12 protein-coding genes are annotated in these 17,645 nt (G+C 44.8%); all 12 read left to right on the top strand.

Annotated features, from left to right (window positions below; translation table 11 throughout):
- Window positions 1–49 precede the first annotated feature (49 nt).
- The 12 genes from NG798_RS00305 to NG798_RS00250 all read left to right on the top strand — a co-directional run bounded on the left by NG798_RS00305 (window position 50) and on the right by NG798_RS00250 (window position 17,617).
- A complete protein-coding gene (locus NG798_RS00305; RefSeq protein ID WP_261219779.1) occupies window positions 50–2,554 on the top strand; it encodes a PstS family phosphate ABC transporter substrate-binding protein in 2,505 nt (834 codons plus the stop codon).
- 380 nt (window positions 2,555–2,934) lie between these two features.
- A complete protein-coding gene (locus NG798_RS00300; protein ID WP_261219778.1) occupies window positions 2,935–3,513 on the top strand; it encodes a phage tail protein in 579 nt (192 codons plus the stop codon).
- Window positions 3,514–3,680: 167 nt separating this feature from the next.
- Window positions 3,681–4,499: a hypothetical protein gene (locus tag NG798_RS00295; protein WP_261219776.1), complete on the top strand. Its 819-nt coding sequence runs from the start codon at window positions 3,681–3,683 to the stop codon at window positions 4,497–4,499.
- A gap of 33 nt (window positions 4,500–4,532) precedes the next feature.
- A complete protein-coding gene (locus NG798_RS00290) occupies window positions 4,533–5,084 on the top strand; it encodes a phage tail protein (RefSeq protein WP_261219775.1) in 552 nt (183 codons plus the stop codon).
- A gap of 57 nt (window positions 5,085–5,141) precedes the next feature.
- Complete coding sequence (locus tag NG798_RS00285; protein WP_261219773.1) at window positions 5,142–7,289, top strand: VgrG-related protein; 2,148 nt, start codon at window positions 5,142–5,144, stop codon at window positions 7,287–7,289.
- Between the two features lie 97 nt (window positions 7,290–7,386).
- Window positions 7,387–7,674, top strand: coding sequence for a PAAR domain-containing protein (locus tag NG798_RS00280; protein ID WP_261219771.1), 288 nt, complete (start codon window positions 7,387–7,389; stop codon window positions 7,672–7,674).
- 102 nt (window positions 7,675–7,776) lie between these two features.
- Window positions 7,777–8,190, top strand: coding sequence for a GPW/gp25 family protein (locus NG798_RS00275; RefSeq protein WP_261219770.1), 414 nt, complete (start codon window positions 7,777–7,779; stop codon window positions 8,188–8,190).
- A 437-nt stretch (window positions 8,191–8,627) separates the two neighbouring features.
- On the top strand, window positions 8,628–10,805 hold the full coding sequence (locus NG798_RS00270) for a putative baseplate assembly protein (RefSeq protein WP_261219768.1): 2,178 nt from the start codon (window positions 8,628–8,630) through the stop codon (window positions 10,803–10,805).
- A 93-nt stretch (window positions 10,806–10,898) separates the two neighbouring features.
- Window positions 10,899–11,948: a phage tail protein gene (locus tag NG798_RS00265; protein ID WP_261219767.1), complete on the top strand. Its 1,050-nt coding sequence runs from the start codon at window positions 10,899–10,901 to the stop codon at window positions 11,946–11,948.
- 80 nt (window positions 11,949–12,028) lie between these two features.
- Window positions 12,029–13,366: a DUF4159 domain-containing protein gene (locus NG798_RS00260; RefSeq protein WP_261219766.1), complete on the top strand. Its 1,338-nt coding sequence runs from the start codon at window positions 12,029–12,031 to the stop codon at window positions 13,364–13,366.
- A gap of 117 nt (window positions 13,367–13,483) precedes the next feature.
- On the top strand, window positions 13,484–15,307 hold the full coding sequence (locus tag NG798_RS00255; RefSeq protein ID WP_261219765.1) for a cyclic nucleotide-binding domain-containing protein: 1,824 nt from the start codon (window positions 13,484–13,486) through the stop codon (window positions 15,305–15,307).
- A 108-nt stretch (window positions 15,308–15,415) separates the two neighbouring features.
- Window positions 15,416–17,617 (top strand): hypothetical protein, encoded by a 2,202-nt coding sequence (locus NG798_RS00250; RefSeq protein WP_261219764.1) that lies wholly within the window; start codon window positions 15,416–15,418, stop codon window positions 17,615–17,617.
- The last annotated feature ends 28 nt before the right edge of the window (window positions 17,618–17,645 follow it).

The following is a 17,645-nucleotide window of genomic DNA, read 5'->3' as shown; positions in this document are numbered from 1 at the left end:
TTTCTAATATCCTAACCCTAACACCAAAAAATTACAAAAATTGACTATTATGGTAAAAAAAATAGCCGAAGGATTAATAAAAGAAGGGACAGCCAGAGAAACCAGCAAAATCGCCAACAAAATAGCAGCAACCCAAAACAAATTTTTGAGCGGTTTCTTGCGTTTCATACCCTCTAAATTCCAGTGGGTGTTTGCTTACCTACAAGAAAACATTAAACTCGAAACCCCAGATGTAGGCGAAATCAAAGACAAAGCTCTTGAAAAATTTAAAAAACTAAACCAGCCGGACTCAGAAGAAACTTCCTCAGAAGTCGAACCCACAGACAACGCCAGAGGAAAAAACGGCCTCCACAACCTGCAAAAAAAAGTTTATTCAAAATACCCTTGTACCGCAGGAAACCCATTAAACTGTCAACAAAACCTTACACTCCAACCAGAAACAAATAACTATTGCTCGCAATGCCAATTTCCCGCCCTCTTGCCTCCAAACTCAAAAATTCGCGGCGCTCAAGGCGTTTATCAAATTGAATCTTTTTTAGAAAATCGAGGACTAGGACGGCTATATTTCGCCACAAAGATCTCAACCAAACAGCCGGTTATTCTCAAAGAATACTTGCTGCCAAAACTTTATTTTAACCAACAAGAAACTCAGCAGCGCAAAGACCTATTTATCCAAATGGCCGGCCTAAATTTAGCCGACGGCAGAATACAAGACTTTCGCCTGATCACCCCCCTAGAAGCCATCGCCGATCCCTATCAAGAACGCTGCTACTTAATAGCCAAAACCAACCCCTACAACCCCCCTACTCTCGCAAAATACCTCATAGAAAAAGGAGCCTTCACGGGCCCCCAAGTGCGGAATTTTTTAGACCAATGTTTGCAAAGTTTAGAAAGCCTACACGGGCAAAATTACCGCCTGCCTTGTGGTTTAATAAAAAAAGGATTAACACACGGAAACCTCAACCTTAACAGCATCCTCATAGCCCCAAAAAATCAAGGATTTCTGATTTACCTAACTGATTTTGCCCTCTGGGAAAACCGCTTTTATCCACCCCTAACAGAACCGGCCATCATCACCCCATCTATTGATTTAAAAGACTTAGGCTACATCGCCTTTTACTTATTAGCCGGTGGCACAACAAACCCCGAACATAACCACCCTCTCCACCCCAGCATAGACCAAGACTGGCCTGCCATTAACCCCGCACTAAAAAGCTTTATCCTCAACCTCACCGGCCTGGGTTCTATCACCTTTGAAAGCGCAGAAATTGCCCGTCAAAACCTGCTAAAAATCTCCTTTCCCAACGACGACACACCCCTAGATCCCAAACCGGCCTCAAAAGAAGAAACTCAAACAAAAAAATGGTTAAATCCCCGTTTTATTGCTCTATGTAGTGCCGGTTTATTGTTTTTAATCTTCCTCAGTTACCTATTGACAGCTAAACCCACCCAAAAAAAAGCAATTGCCAGCGAAAACCCCACCTGTTGCCTACAAGATGTCTTAGGAATTCCAGCAGGAGAATTCACTTGCACAGCCACAAAAACCGGCACCTGGGATTATATATTAACCCAGCCAAACTTAATAGCAAAAAACATCACTTTCCACCAACATTTGCAAGGCCGGCTGGAAACCATTCTCAAAGAAAACAAGAAAAGATTTAACTTCACCTACCAACCAGAAACCACCCTCCAAGAAACCATCAACCAAATTAGAACAGAAAAAGCTGATTTTGCCATAGCAAATTTAGCCGTTATTGAAAGCACATATCCCGCCTCTCTTTACACAGAAATTGGATATCAACAATTTGCCAGCGATGGTTTAGCAGTCTTTGTTGCTTTCGGCTATGCCAAAAGAGAAAACAGCATCCCCCGCAGCTTGGGAGGAAGCATTTCTTTTGAAAATTTGCGAAAAATTTACACCGGCAAAATCACCAACTGGAAACAATTAGGCGGCCCCGATTTACCCATCAAACTTTACATCCCAACAGAAGAAGAAGCAGTGCGATTTTTTGAGCAGCGCGTGCTAAAAGATGAAGCCACCATTACCGCTTTTAGGAAGTTGATCAACGAATCAAACCTGCCAGAAAAATCTAATAAAATCAGCTTTCCACAAATTACACCCCTCGCCACTTTTGCCACCCTCAGACAAGTAATTAGAGATTTTGAAAACGACAATATTGGCAGTATCTCTTTTGGCACTGTTAGCAAAGTTTTCGGCCAATGTTCTGTTTATCCGTTAGCACTGGTAGAAGGTAACAAAGAACCGGTTTCACCACTGGTAAAAGACAACTTACAGCCGGTGACTCCCGAAACAGATTTATGCAACGAAAAAGGCGCCTACTCCCCCAATGTTGAAGCATTTTTATCCAAAACTTACCCCTTAGCTTATCCGGTAGTGGTTCTCTACCCCAGAGACAACCGCCGCAAACCTGCCGGTGAAAAATTTGCAGAGATCCTAAACACAATTGAAATGCAGAGTTGGCTTTCAAAAACCGGCCTCGTACCCATGAGAAAACAGCCAGAAAAATGCGACTGCAAAGCTAAAGAGGAATAAATTAGACTTTTGGCTACTACCGCCGGCCTCCAACTCACCTTAAACTGCTAGTCAGTTTTGTTGGAATTAATGCCTTTAGGGAGAAAACTACGTTTCTTGTTTTTCATACCAGACCGATTTTGAAGGGTTTTTTAACCGCAGATGTTAGGCGTAGCCGCGCGTAGCGCTACGCAGATGGACGCAGATAGGTTAATTGTTAAACCGGATTTGGTATCATCTGATGCCACTTAACTTAAGCGATAGGTTTCTTTGCCCGTGCCACTTTTAGCACAAATTAGCCTACCCGCTGAGTTTTGAGTTGCGTTACCTATCCTCACTTTTTCCTAGCCATAACTTCCAACTTACAACGTAAACAATAAAACCCCCCGGAGGTGATTCTCATGCCGGCTATTGATACCAGCACTAACAACCTCAATTACATCACCGCCAATCGCTTTTATGTTGAAATTGAAGAATCAAGTTATATTAGCGCCTGCTTCAGCGAATGCACCGGCTTGAGTGCAAAAGTTAACTATGAAACTTACTTTGAAGGAGGCGTAAATAACCAGCAGCGAATTGTTTTAGGGCACACCCAATTTTCAGAAGTTACTCTCAAACGCGGTCTTACCAATGATGTAGTATTTTGGGGGTGGGCTAGTCGGATGTTAACTAAACTTGAACCCAGTAATGGAAACGCTGTTAATCCCCAGCGCCGTAATATTAATATTTTGCTATTTAACCAAGCCGGTGAAACCCTACAATGCTGGACATTAATAGGCGCGGTTCCTGTTAGTTGGTCAGCCCCTTCTTTACAAGCAAACGCCAACACAGTCGCTATTGAAGAATTAACTCTAGCCTGTGAAGGTTTAAAAGTTTCTGTGAACACGAAACCCGATGGAGGAGGTAACTCCTTTGGAGGCGGGGCCACTTTGCACACCGGACGCGATGCTCAATCTGGCGGTTTCTTCCCCAGTAATTAAGCTAAAAAATAAGTAGAAGCACTTAATTATTTGTAGGATGGGTAGAGCGTAAGCGAAACCCATCAAAGCCTCTGTTGGGTTTCGTTCCTCTACCCAACCTACATTACACCCTGAGTTTAATTAAGTTGACTTACTTATCAATAACAAATAACCAAAATATCTCAAAAATGAATTTAAACGATGCCGATAATAAACCGCCTTTTAATAATAAGGCAAACCCAGAAACTCTGGGGATAAAAAACCCTTTGCTCACACCGCAAACCCTGGGACAAACCCCTCTTGGCTCAGAGTTTTATCTCCCTCAAACCGCCCAATCTTTAGCGGTTTTCTTTTCAGTTCCAGAACATGATTCCTCCCCAGACGATGAGGAAATACAGTCTGACCCCGAAAGCTTAAAATCTCAGCCCAAAATTGAGGAAACTACAGACAACAAATTAGAAAAAAACGAATTACCTCTACTGCCAAAAGTGGTAGAAAATTTAGCTCACATTCCGCCAAAACCGGCCCTGCAAACTTCAACCCCCGCAAGGCTTCCTCTCACCCTAGATATTTTTGCAGAACCGGCCAGCAATTTTCCTGATATTGTCTTAGAAACCCCCCCAAGCAATACCAGTATAGTGAGAGAAGATTCCGAAGCATTTTTTAACCTCAATTCCCAAGGAATTTTTTACAATAACCCAGAAGAAAACCTAGGCGTAAATTTAGATGAACCCACCCCTACCCAAGAATTTATGATAGCCAGTGAAGGAGAAGAAATAATTTTTACTCCCAGCGGTTTCCAACGGCAAGAAAAAAAGCAAATACCACCCCCAACCGCAGAGCAAAAGCCTACCCCACCCGTCACCATTCAAGCAAAAAAAACCTCACCAAATCAAGAAAATGAAAACCTAGAAGTTATAGCCGAAAAAGTGTACAAAATCATCAAACAACGCTTACAAATTGAAGGCGAAAGATCGGGGCGCTACCGATCTGGAAGATTGCCATAATAAAAACCATCCTATCAACTTATTTACAAAACAATGGCAACTAAAAATAATAACTCCGTGCAATCAGGAAAACTCGAAAAAGCCAAACTGATCTCTGATGAAAGCGACACCATCGAATTTATGTTCAACCCCACCCAGCTTGTTTTCCAACAATCTGTTCAATTAAACCCCAGCGATGGAGCCCGCACTGAGTCAGGATTACCAAAAGTCAGCTTTGGCTATCCAGAACCTTGCACCCTTAGTTTAAGCGATATTTTATTGGATAGGTATGAAGAAGGCACCAGCGTTTTAGACGATCTCAGAAAAATGATCAAAGCAGTAAACTTTGCAGAAAAAGGCGATGCAAAAGGCAAACGTCCGCCGATTTATATTTTTACTTGGGGTGAACAACAATACCTGCGTTGTTTTGTAGAAAGTATCACTTATAAACTCACCATGTTTTTGCCTAACGGACTGCCGGTGCAAGCCAAAATAGACATGACTCTCAAAGAAGTTGACGCATCTGTAAGTCAACCCAACCAAAAATCTGTTTCAGCCAACCGGCAATCAGATAACCGACAAAACCGCCTTATTTCTGGCCGGTAAACGCAGATATTTTCACAAAAAAACTCCTCATAAAAATACTAATCCTTATAAAAAGCCATGCCTCCTACCCGTTATATTGCTCAACCTATTTTAGAAATTGACGGCCAAGCCGTACCCGAAGATTTAATAGAAGATATTATCGAAATTACCGTCGAAGAAAACATCCATGAACCGGGAATGTTTACCCTCGTTCTTAATAACGATTACTTCGCCGGACGTGAGCAAGACAGGCCCTGGCGACATGATAAATTATTTGCCATTGGCAAACCCATAAAAATCGGTTTTAGTGCCAGCACCACCGAAGCCACCGAATTTGCAACCGAGAAAAAAAGCTACGTCCTAGAGGCCGAAATTACCGCCATAGAAGCACATTTTAACAGTCAATCTCAAGCCCCTATTTTTATTCGCGGTTATGACGTAGCCCACCGGCTGCACCGAGGCCGGTATAACCGCTCATTTCAAAACATCACCGACAGCGATATAGTCAAAAAAATTGCCGGTGAAGTAGGCATAAAAACCAATACAGTTGATAGCAGTGGAGAACCCCACGATTATGTATTTCAAGAAAACCAAACCAACATGGAATTTTTGCAAGAACGAGCTGCAAGACTAGGGTTTGAGTTATTCGTGCAGGATGGCAAACTAAACTTCCGTAAACCCAAAGCCGGTGAATCTTTAACCTTAAAATGGTTGCAAGATATTGATAGTTTTCACGTTCAAGTTACCAGCGCCGAACAAGTTAGCAACGTTGAAGTGCGCGGCTGGGACTACACAAAAAAAGAACCAATTGTTGCTACAAAAAATTCTCCTCAACTTATTACAGAAACTAAGCATGGACAAGGAAAAAAAACCAGCACAGCCTTTAACGGGCAACCGCAAAATCCCAAAATGATTGTCGTAGATCAGCCGGTATTTAGCAGTAAAGAAGCTGAGAATATTGCTCAAGCGCTTTGCGATGAATTGGCCGGCGAATTTGTACAAGCCGATGCCGAAAGCCAAGGCAACCCGGAAATACGCCCTGGTAAAACTGTCACCCTTGAAGATATGGGGAAATATAGCGGGAAATATTACATTACAATCGCTCGCCACCACTACAAAAACCGCACTTACACAACAGAATTCAGCGTTCGGGGGTTGCGTGGTAGTAACTTGCGAGCCACCCTTTCCCCTGAAACTCATCTGCAACCTGGACAAACTTTTTTAGCCGGTGTTGTTACTAATAATAAAGACCCTAAAGGCTGGGGAAGGGTAAAAGTTTGGTTTCCAACTTTAACACCAAAAGAAGGAGCAGATGCCCACGAAAGTAACTGGGCGAGAATAGTAACAATTGGTGCCGGTACGGGGCGTGGGTTTGATTGTTTGCCAGAAGTTAATGACGAGGTACTTGTTGCTTTTGAACATGGCGATATTCACCGGCCCTATATTATTGGCAGCGTTTGGAATGGCACAGATGCACCCCCCGAAAAAGTCGATGATTCTGTTGTTGATGGCAAAGTCCGCTTGCGAACCTTTAAAACACGCACCGGCCACAAATTGCAATTTGTAGAAGAAGATAAAGACCCCACCAAAAAAGGCATTCATCTGGAAACAGTAGGGAAACACAAACTACAAATGAACGATAGCGATAAAATTATTGAAATAAAAACAACGGACGGACATTCCACACAATTAGACGACAAAAATAAAAAAATAGAAGTAACAACAACCAAAGGCCATAAATTATTAATGGATGATAACGGCTCCAAAAAAATAGACTTAATCTCCACCGGCGACATCAACATCAAAACCGGCACATCTGGAACTAGCAAAACAATAGATATCAAAGCAGGAGAAGCCCTCATCACCGCCACTACAAAAATACTTTTAAAAGTAGGCAGCAGCAGCATAGAAATTAGTAACAGCGGCATCAATATTACCAGCCCCAAAGTTAGCATTAACGGCCAAACCGGCACCGAAGTCAAATCCGGCATGAAAGTTACCGTTCAGGGAGGGATGCAGGTTGATATACAGGGGGGAACCCAAGTCGGAATCAAAGCCGGAGCCTCTCTCAGCGCTCAGGCCGGTGGTTCTTTGAGTCTACAGGCCGGTGGTTCCTTAAGTGGTCAAGCAGCAGGATCTCTCAGTCTCAACAGTGCCGCCTCCTTCCAAGTTAATGCCGGTGCCACTGCCGGTATTTTAGCCCCCCTGATTCGACTTAATTGTTAACTTTTTAAGCAAGGAGAAAACACCCAAAAAAACTACATCCCATCCTAAATATTTGGCGAATAAACAACAGAAAACTACCCAGAAAAGGACATAAAAAATGTTACCAGCAGCCCAGCTTACCAATCTAACAGTCACCGGCGATGTCATCACAGCCCCCGGAGCCCCCAACGTCCTAATTCAAGGATTACCAGCCGCCTGTGTTGGCGACGTAGTAGCCGGGCCCGTTTGTGTAGGCAGCATCACAATGGGGTCATTTACCGTCCTCATAGCTGGCAGGCCGGCGGCCCGCACCACCTCACTTGTCGTCGGAGCCAACCCAATTACAGGCATCCCCGTCACCACAAGCGTCATCGGACTTGGAGTTACCGTACTCATTGGCGGATAAACCAGGCAGAAACAGCCATTTCAAACTCGACTAAAGTCGAATACGCTGAAACTTTCAGCTTTGCTAAACTGGCTGCGAAGTCAAAAACCACCCTGCCCAACAATGCCAGATATCGCCAACAACCAACCCAGCCCCCACCTGGGAAGTGGATTGTCTTACCCACTGCGTATCAACCTACAGGGCAACCTGCAACTAAGTTCCGCCACACGGAACATAGAAGAATCGATTTTTTTAATTTTGGGTACAAAAATAGGAGAGCGAGTCTACAGGCCGACATTTGGATCGCGCCTGTCTGAACTCGTTTTCGCCCCCATGAACACCCAAACCCTGATGTTAATTCGCTTGCACGTTCAACAAGCCCTAGAAATGTGGGAACCCAGAATCATTGTTGATGGGGTGTACACAGAACCCGATCCTATGCGTGGCCGTGTCGATATCCTAATTGAATATCACCCCAAAGATAGCCACGACACTCGCAGTTTAGTCTATCCTTTTTACCTGCTACCACCAAGCTAAGGCAAAACAAATTAAGACTGCTGCAAAATATAATCCCTAGCGTCTAATAGTTACAGAGTAAAGATTACTACCGAGTCGGCAAAAGCGTTATAAGTCTAAAAGTTAGGGTAACAACAGATATCAAAAACGGGAAGGTAAAAAACACTGATTTATCTCATATTCACTCCCTTTCTTATCTGCGTTTATCAGCGTTTATCTGCGGTTAAAAATAAACCCTTAAATCTGACAGATAACCTATCGCAACTATATACTAACAATGCCCCCAGACAGGATATGAAAAGACAACCATCGCGGAAAGACAAATAAAACTTAGGAGAATAATAACTATAAAATAAAAGTGCAAATAGTTTTTTAAATAAGACAGAGTTTTAGCGCTTTGCTTGATATACCTCAAAAACAAATAGACTTCAATCCCAACAACTTATAAAAAAACAACTATGGAATTTAACTTCTTACCAAAACTACCAAAATCAAACCTAGATGACCGCACCTTTGAAGACCTAGTAGAAGAGTGCCTGGTACGAATTCCCCGCTACTGCCCAGAGTGGACAAACTACAACCCCAGCGATCCAGGTATCACCCTGATTGAACTATTCGCGTGGTTGAGCGATCAAATGTTTGCCCGCTTCAACCAAGTGCCCCGACGTAACTACATCGCCTTTTTAGAACTATTGGGAATTCGGCTCAACCCACCGGCCCCCGCCCAAACCGCCCAAACCTTTTACCTAAGCGCCGCCCTACCAGAAACCTACACCATACCAGCCGGCACAGAAATAGCCACTCCCAGAACAGAAAACGAAGAAGCAATAATTTTCAGCACAGACCGGCCCTTAACAATCGCCAGCCCAAGAATCCGACACTTTCTCACCGCCGAAAACGCAGCAGAAAACCAACCACAAATGCTGCGGGATCGATGGGCCGGCACCTGGAGACGCGAACCCGATGGACACTGGCAAGGCTTACCCCTAGCCATTTTTAACGAACAACCCCAACCAGGAAATAGCTTTTACCTAGCCTTTGAGCCAGACCAACCCAGCGAAGGCAACGTCATCGCCCTAACCTTAACCGGCCTCGCCGCCACCCCCACCGGCATCAATCCCGAACAACCCCCCCGCCACTGGGAAGCGTGGGACGGACAAACCTGGCAGCCGGTACTACTACGCGAAAGCGACGACAACAGCAAAGGCTTTAGCTTCAATAATCAGCGTCAAAACAACAACCCCCTCCAAGCAGCCGATGTAGTCCTGCACTTGCCCCAGCAGTGGCCCGTCGTTCAATTTGTCACCTATGTTGGCCGGTGGCTGCGCTGCACCTGTACCCCTCCCAAACCCAACCAACCAAGCTACAGCAGTTCACCCCGCATTGTCGGTTTAAACGTTCGCTCCATTGGCGGCACAGTACAAGCCACCCAAAGCACATTAATTCGCAACGAACTGTTAGGAGAAAGCGACGGCACACCAGGGCAAACTTTCGTGCTGCAAAACGCTCCCCTCTTACCCCGCCGCGACACAGAACGCCTGCTCGTAACACCCCCCGGAGGACTACCCCAACTGTGGCAAGAAGTCAGCGACTTTGCCAGTTCTGGCCCCCAAGACCTGCACTACACCATTGATGACCTAACCGGCACCATTCAATTTGGGCCCTTAATCCGCGAACCCGGTCAACTGCAACAGCAAACCCGCTTGCGGACAGCCGGTCAGACAGCCACCAGCAACCAGCGGGCCGCAGGAGAAGCAGATGCGCGCCACTACGGAGCCGTCCCCCCCAGAGGCTCCACAATTCAAATGGTTGCTTACCGCACCGGCGGAGGCCAAAAAGGAAACGTCCAGGCCGGCACCATTACAATGTTAAAATCTGCCGTTCCTTACGTCGCCAGAGTCATCAACCACACCAGCGCCCGCAACGGAGCCGATGCCGAATCCTTAGAAGAAGCCGTTATCCGAGTGCCGAGACTGCTACGGACAAGGGATCGAGCCGTCACCTCAGAAGACTTTGAAACTCTCGCCAAAGAAGGCGGCAGAGGAGCCGTTGCCCGCGTTCTCTGCCTATCGCCCACTCGGAAAGAGCAGGCCGGTAGGGTCGAATTACTCCTAGTTCCCCAAACCAACATCACAGGCATCGACGCCGGTACCGGCATTGATCCAGATTTTTTCAACCTTTCACCCCAACTCACAGAGCAAGTACAGGAATATCTCGACGAACGGCGCTTGCTCGGCGTGCAGGTAACTTGCCGGCAACCCGAATATGTTGGCGTAGCAGTGCAAACCGAAATTTCCCTAGAACCCGAATATAACAACCCCAGCGCCCGCCAAGAAATTCTTTTAAAAGCTCAGGTGGCCCTCTACCGCTTCCTTAACCCGCTCTGCGGCGGCCCAGAAGGTACCGGCTGGCCTTTTGGTCGTCCCGCCTACCCTTCCGATATCATCACCCTCTTACAAAAAATTGCTGGCATTCGCTATTTAGGAGCCGTCCAGCTATTTGAATTACGCCGGCAGGGTTCAACATGGGAGCGAATCATGCCCCGCGAACCCACGATCAATCCTGGCCCCCTTGGGCTGATTGTATCCTGGCGCAACGATCAACTGCGTTCCGGTCACACTATTAATCTGATTTAATTGCCGTTGCCCAACCACTTTTTTTTATCTTTTTAATGACCAATGACAAACAACAAATTCCCCTAAAAAATCCCCCATTCAACATCCCCTAAAATGACACAAGCTCGTGATGTTCTTCCTCTGCGCCTGCAATTAACGCCGATGCAACTCCCAGAAACAACGCCAGTGGCGGTGGGAAAAAGCAGCGGTAGTTCCGCTTTTTCTGCGTTGGCTACTGCACAAGAAAATGTGGCCGGTTGCAATTTGTTGGTGCGCCCCGGAGAACCGAGCGAAATTATTGTCAAAATTGAAAACTTGAGCAACCGTTATTTAGAATTAAATGCCCTAGTTGAGGGCGATTTTCCCTCACCTTGGTGCCGGTTGCGTCTGGAAGGTTCCCAGATCGCTCCCGGTGCCAAAATGGAAGCAGTGCTTTATTTTCAAATTCCTGCCAACTTTTTTGAGTTTGATGAATCTTTACAGCCGCAAAAAAGCCTTCAACTCGATTATCAAGGCATGATTTATGTGTCGGTAAACCAAGAAAACGGCATTCAATTCAAGGAAGCAGCAAGTTTTAATCTTTACATCCGTCCGCGCAGTTTGTACTTGAATTTTTTGCCAGAAATTTACTCCCAAGTAGATTTTATTGGCCGGTTGCTGGCAATTTTTGAGCGCACTTTTGAACCCGCCCCGCAAACTTTAGATGTCCTTTGGGCTTATCTTGATCCGCTCACTGCACCCGAAAAAATGCTGCCTTTTTTGGCTTACTGGGTTGGCTGGCCGGCCTACCCCGGATTGAGCGTTGAACTCCAGCGAACTCTCATTCGTAACGCCATGCAAATTTATCGCTGGCGGGGTACAAAACGCGGTTTGCGGTTTTATCTAAGTTTGGTGCTCGGTTTACCTTTAGACGAAAACCTCAGAGAAACTGAGAAGCATATCAGTATTGAGGAGGTTTCTAGTAAAGGTTTGGTTATGGGAGAAACCCTCCTCGGACAAGACTCTTTCATCGGTGGTGGGCAACCCTATCATTTTATTGTCCGTTTGCGCCCCCTTGCCGGCGGGTTCATTAATGAGCATTTAGCCCGCCAAATTATCGAACAAGAAAAACCCGCTTTTTGTAGCTACGAATTGTATATAGAAAATCGGAATAATTCCTCATAGCTAAAAAACAAAATAATCAATTATTATACTTATTTTTAACCTGACTTTTACCCTTTTTTTACCAAACTTCTACCCCTACCATGACTAAACACTGGCCGCCCCCAAATATCAAACCTTTAAAGCGTCTTCAAGTGACAGATGGACTGCTAATAGATGCGTCTCGCTGGCGACTAGCTCACGAATACCACCGGCTGCGACAAAACCTTCAGTTTCAATCTCTTAACCACCCCGGAATTGTTTGCGATTTAGGGGTGAAATTAATACCGGCACCAGCAATAGCTCAGCCTCAATATCGGGATGGCCGGTGGGTGCAAATTCAGCCCGGTATTGCTATTGATATGTTTGGCAATTTTATTGTTGTTACCGAACCAATAGAATTTAGAATTAGCACTGCGGTGACTGCATCCGAGCCGGTGACAGTTTATTTGGTGGTTTCTTACGTTGACCCAGAAAAAACTCGTCGATCAGAAAATGGCGATATCGTCCAAGAATCTTTTCGTATAGATGAAAAAACAAGCCCGCCTAATGATTGGGAAGTAGAAGTATGTCGCTTTGAGTTGCACGCAGGGGAAGTAAATTTATCGAACCCTCAAGATGTATTTTTTCCTAGAAAAAATGATTTAGATTTGCGCTACCGGCCTCAAGCTCAATGGCGGGCATCAGCATTAGTAAGGGTGGGGGTTTCTAGCGCCAATGAACCAGAAGATAGCCGGATTATTTCCAATCTTTCTTATTTACTTCAAAGTGCCGGCAGTCTTTATCCAAGGTTACAAACAGCCTCAGAAATAATTAAAATTAACTGGAAAAGCGAAGCGGAGGAACAGGAAAAATTAATAAAGTGTGATTTAATTTTTTTAACCTACGAACAATTGAGTGCAATTAAAAATACAGAAAAAGAAACAATGCTTCGAGAGTATTTAAAAAGCGGAGGGGTTGTATTGATAGAAACATCTCTAAAAAACACAGAATTGGGAGAAATGTTAGACTTACACGCCCAACTTCAAGACTCGCTGCTTGATGTGCCAAAAACTGATGGCAGTAGTTACCGGCAGCAAATAGAAACCGAAATCCAGGCGTTAGAAATTGAGTTAAAAAGCTCAATTAGCGAAATTTGCTCACCTGTTGTCCATCTGGCGAACCTATTGGGGTGGGGAGGTGAAGGAACCTTGCACCGCAATCATCCACTACGAAATGAGCCATTTTTGTTTGGCCAATTGCCGATGGTAGATGACGTGCCGGTTCAAGTGTACAACTGGGGAGGATTGGTGCTTGTACTAGGCGATCTTTCCTGCGGTTGGGGTTTGGATGAGGAGCGTTTGCTGCCAAGAGAAACAATTCGTACCGCTCAAGAAATGGGGGTGAATTTGCTGCATTTTGCCTGGCGAAGGCATCAAATGACTTTGCTACAGCAACAATGAACGAAACGCGCCATCGGGGAGTTTATCCATCTTTTTAGACAAACTAACATCTTATAAACCGGCCCCTACTTATAGCTAGAAAAAAAATCGCATTTAATTGATAAACGGTTAAAAAAAATGGTTTCCATTCGCCAAGTGATACCAACAGCATTAGCCTTACAAATCGCCGCCACAGTGGGGCTGATGGGTTATACTTCGTTTCAAAATGGGGAGCGAGTCATCAGCAATATGGCCGCACAAATGCAGGAGGTCGCCGGTAAGCATATTGAACATAGCCTCAATACTTATTTTGAAGCGCTGACCGGCATTTATCACCTTAACCTCAGCGCCGCAACCGGGAGTTTGGACGATAGGGCGGGTTCTTTAATGATGTTGATGGCTGGCCCGAATAGGGATGAACCGGCCAGTACAGTCGCTAACCCAAACCAATTAATGCAGATGCCAATTTGGGAGTCGGTGAGCCAAATTAAATTTGCCAGTGAGACGGGGGAATTTGTCAGTATTCAAAGAAGCTCAAAGGGGAAGTGGGAGCGGGTAGAAAATGCCAACAATCCTGATTTTAAGCCCCAAAATGAAAGCTGGTATAAAGTAGCAGTCAGTGCCGATAAATCCCTATGGAAAATTCAGCGAGACTCTACCTCTCAAAAGCCAATGCTGACTTTAAGCGTGCCTTTATATGACAGCAGCAATCAGCGTAGGGGCGTAGGTGCGATAGAGGTGAATCTGTCAAAAATTCGCTCGTTTCTTGAGACAGTTACAGTTAGTGAATCAGGGTTTAGTTTTATTGTAGAACGGTCGGGAATGCTGGTCGAAACTTCTCAGCAAAACAATAAGGCCACTCAAGAAATGCTCAATTGTTTGGCAGGGGTTGGCAATTTGAAAGATATTAAAAAATCCCAGCAATTAGAGTTTCGCAATAAAGCTGGTTGCCCTGGCCCTCATTGGTTTGTTAGGGTGATTCCTTGGGGGCAATCATTTAATTTAGATTGGTTGGTGGTTGTGGTGGTGCCCAAGGAAGATTTTATGGGAGAAATTCACTCCAGCACCAACTACACAATTTTAATGTGCTTGGTAGCAGTGGGGGTGGCGACGGTTGCCGGTGTATTGATTTCGAGATGGCTTTTAGTGCCGGTTTTGCGCCTCTCAGGAGCGGTGGCGGAAATTGAGGCTGAAAGCTTTAACCCCGACTCGCTGGATAGGGTTGCTAAACGCAATGATGAACTGGGAAACCTAGCGCGAATTTTTCAGCAGATGGCTGTAGCAATTGTTGGTCGAGAAGAAAGTATGAAACAACAACTCGCCCAGGTGCGTAAAGATAGCGAGAAGTTACAAAAAGCTAACAGACTATCTCCGACACACGATCACCACTTGCAGCAGTTGCTCTTGTATTCTAAGCAAATACGCAGCAAAGTCGCCAGCAAAAATTCAGTCAATTTGGCAGCTTTTTTACGGAAAGTGACTTGCTTTGAAGGGTTTACAGATTTGCAAATCCAAAGACTGATTGACATCGGCTTTAAGAAACCGTTGTCGGTGGGAGAGTTTTTGTTTAGAGAAAATGACCCCGGAGATACTTTTTATATGATTTTGTCAGGTTCGGTAGAGGTTTATGAAGGAAAAAATAACGAAAGTTTAAGGAAAAAATCGGTGGGTGAATTTTTTGGAGATTTGTCTCTATTGTTGGGGATTCCTTGGGCTGAAACGTTGAGGGCTTTTGAAGATACACTGCTTTTTGCTGTCAGCCGCGAAAAATTCCAAGTGTTTTTGCAGGAAAATTCCGAACTAGCTGGAGAAATTGCTTACAAATTAAAGGATTACCAATCAGAGTTAGAGAGGCGGAAACAGTGGCTTGAAGAGGTCGGTTTTTTAGACTCTCAGGACAGCTTTAATCAAAATCCTTTGTGGTGGATGCAGCAGCGGATGAAAGATTTTTTAAACCTGTAGTTAGGAGGTAGAAAAATGAAAATTTGTATGTAGTTAAGCTTTAGCTATTTTTTCAAGCAAAGAACCAATAAAGTATTAATGATTACCTAGTTAAAATAAATGAAAGCAATGGCTGAAAACTTAATTCTAACTACTGTTTCGACAAAAGAAGTGAGGTTGAAACCTGGAGGTGTACCAGCATCTTTTGATGTAAATGTGATTAACGACAGTCCGGGGTTTGCCAGCTTTCAAGTAGAACTATTGGCTGCCGGTGCTGATGAAGATATAACCCATGATTGGTACAAAATTTCTCCTAACGTTAGCAGCAAAAAACCGACCGGTGATGTAACGGATTTTCATGTCAGCATTATCGATACGCCGATACCGGGATTTGTCGGTTTACTTAGTGTTACGGTGCGGGTTTTTTCGATGGAACTACGCGACGAAGACCGAGTTCCGATCCGTGTAGTTGTCGAGCAAGGCAACACTATGCCGGCTGTGAAATTGAGTTTGCCGACGGGGGAATTTAATGTTTATCCGGGGGATCAAGTAGAGATGCCGGTGGTGGCGCACAACCCCAGCCAGTTAAATGCTTTGGTAACTCTCAGCTTTGTTGGTTTAGATCCCGCTTGGCTTGTGGGTGGGATTGAGCAATCGTTACAAATTCCTGCCGGAAAACGAGTGCAAACGAGCTTTGTCTGTCAGCCGGCGGCCAGCAATAAAAGTGTGAGTCAAATTTATTTGTTTACAATTAAAGCAAGTCAAAATAACGGCCCCTCTTCTGAAACTTCGGGCCGGTTGGAAGTGCGAGCAATTGGGTTTCTGGAAACAATTTGTCAGCCTAAAAAACAGTCTCTCCCGAATAAAACATCCTGGGCATTTTGGCGGTCTGACCCTGTGACTTATCTCATTTCTTTGAAAAATTCCAGCAATTTACGTCAGTCGGTAAGTGTGAAAATCGAGGCCGATGAGGAATACAAATGCAATTTAGAACTGGAGCAAAACACGGCAGAATTAGAAGCAGACGAAACTGGTGAGTTGTTATTAAAAGCTCAGAAAAGACGGCCTTGGGTGGCCAGAGAACAAAAACTACTGCTGGAAGTGCAAACGGTTTGGTCAGACCAGCGGGTAGAAACGCGCAATAGCAACCAAACTTTGGAATTAAAGGTGAAGCCGGTTCTGCCTAATTGGTTTTTAGCCCTCGGTACGCTCGGCATCCTGTGGCTGGCTTGGTGGGCTTCTTGGCTGAACCCTGACAATACCAGGTATGGGCATCAAGATGCTGTTACTTCGGTGCAGTTTAATGGCTTCGGACGGTCGCTGATTAGTTCGTCAAGCGATCAAACCACAAGGCGGTGGAAGATTGAGGGCTTCTTTTCCTCCTTGATTAACCCAGAAATTGGCGTAATAGAAAAAGTCGATAAAGCGGTGCGAGTCATCCGTCACAAACCTGTTAATAATGATCAAGTTGCAGGGGGTTTAGAAAATGGGGCGATTTATTTATGGGATTTGTTAGGAGACGATGCCATATTTAAGCAATCTTTTTTCTACGAGAAAGATGACCGAGTGATGAGTTTAGATTTCACCCAAGGCTCACGTTTTTTGTTTAGTGGTCATGGCAGCGGTATGGTTTTGCAATGGAAACTTTTAGAAGATTCTCCCCCTCCTCCTTCTGATTCGGGTTCGATTATTCGCCAAACTCCAGAACAGCGTGGGGAAGTATCAAGTAAGCAACCGGCCAAGAAAAAACAACTGGGTTTCGCGGTTTATGCGTTAAAATTGGCGGGAAAAGATGATAGTAATCTGGTGATAGGAGGCCGGTATAATCAGTTGGCGGTTTGGAATTGGGTAGAAGATAAATTACAGTCAATTCCTTACCCCAGGCAAGGCAGTCAAAATGACTACATTTTTAGCATTGATATTGCCGAATCAAAGCCTAATTTGATGGTGACTTCTGATAACCAAGGTTACATTACTTTATGGGATATGGAAAAATGTTTTACGAATCCAACAAAATGTAAACCTCTCGATGAGTGGTCTGGGGGTCACGGTGGGCAAGCTGTGCGAACGGTAGCTCTTAGCCCTAACGGTTGTTATCTGGCTAGTGGTGGCGATGACGGGCGGGTTTTACTGTGGTACTTAGGCTCTGATGGCCGGCTCAGCAGCCCCAAGAGCAAAGAAGTCATCAAATCATTTGATGGCAAAAAAATTAACAGTACCGATATCAGACTTACGAAAAAATATGTTTTAATAGCCAGTGGAAGTGATGATACTCAAGTGCGCGTAAACAAGTCCGAACGTATCTCACAAGGGGGCTGTGACCGGCCTTAACGTTGCCAAAACTGATTTTTTACCTCCT

Origin of the sequence: Ancylothrix sp. D3o, from assembly GCF_025370775.1 — a bacterium.
In the GTDB taxonomy this organism is placed as follows: Bacteria; Cyanobacteriota; Cyanobacteriia; order Cyanobacteriales; family Oscillatoriaceae; genus Ancylothrix.
Note: the sequence above shows the minus strand (reverse complement) of the source record. Positions and strands in the feature narration are given on the sequence as shown.

What these genes read in the sequence shown, in the direction of transcription:
- NG798_RS00275 (WP_261219770.1), top strand. Translation starts at nt 7,777, where the DNA reads ATGCCAGATATCGCCAACAACCAACCCAGCCCCCACCTGGGAAGTGGA.
- NG798_RS00255 (WP_261219765.1), top strand. Translation starts at nt 13,484, where the DNA reads ATGGTTTCCATTCGCCAAGTGATACCAACAGCATTAGCCTTACAAATC.
- NG798_RS00280 (WP_261219771.1), top strand. Translation starts at nt 7,387, where the DNA reads ATGTTACCAGCAGCCCAGCTTACCAATCTAACAGTCACCGGCGATGTC.
- NG798_RS00260 (WP_261219766.1), top strand. Translation starts at nt 12,029, where the DNA reads ATGACTAAACACTGGCCGCCCCCAAATATCAAACCTTTAAAGCGTCTT.
- NG798_RS00265 (WP_261219767.1), top strand. Translation starts at nt 10,899, where the DNA reads ATGACACAAGCTCGTGATGTTCTTCCTCTGCGCCTGCAATTAACGCCG.
- NG798_RS00270 (WP_261219768.1), top strand. Translation starts at nt 8,628, where the DNA reads ATGGAATTTAACTTCTTACCAAAACTACCAAAATCAAACCTAGATGAC.
- NG798_RS00295 (WP_261219776.1), top strand. Translation starts at nt 3,681, where the DNA reads ATGAATTTAAACGATGCCGATAATAAACCGCCTTTTAATAATAAGGCA.
- NG798_RS00305 (WP_261219779.1), top strand. Translation starts at nt 50, where the DNA reads ATGGTAAAAAAAATAGCCGAAGGATTAATAAAAGAAGGGACAGCCAGA.
- NG798_RS00250 (WP_261219764.1), top strand. Translation starts at nt 15,416, where the DNA reads ATGGCTGAAAACTTAATTCTAACTACTGTTTCGACAAAAGAAGTGAGG.
- NG798_RS00290 (WP_261219775.1), top strand. Translation starts at nt 4,533, where the DNA reads ATGGCAACTAAAAATAATAACTCCGTGCAATCAGGAAAACTCGAAAAA.
- NG798_RS00300 (WP_261219778.1), top strand. Translation starts at nt 2,935, where the DNA reads ATGCCGGCTATTGATACCAGCACTAACAACCTCAATTACATCACCGCC.
- NG798_RS00285 (WP_261219773.1), top strand. Translation starts at nt 5,142, where the DNA reads ATGCCTCCTACCCGTTATATTGCTCAACCTATTTTAGAAATTGACGGC.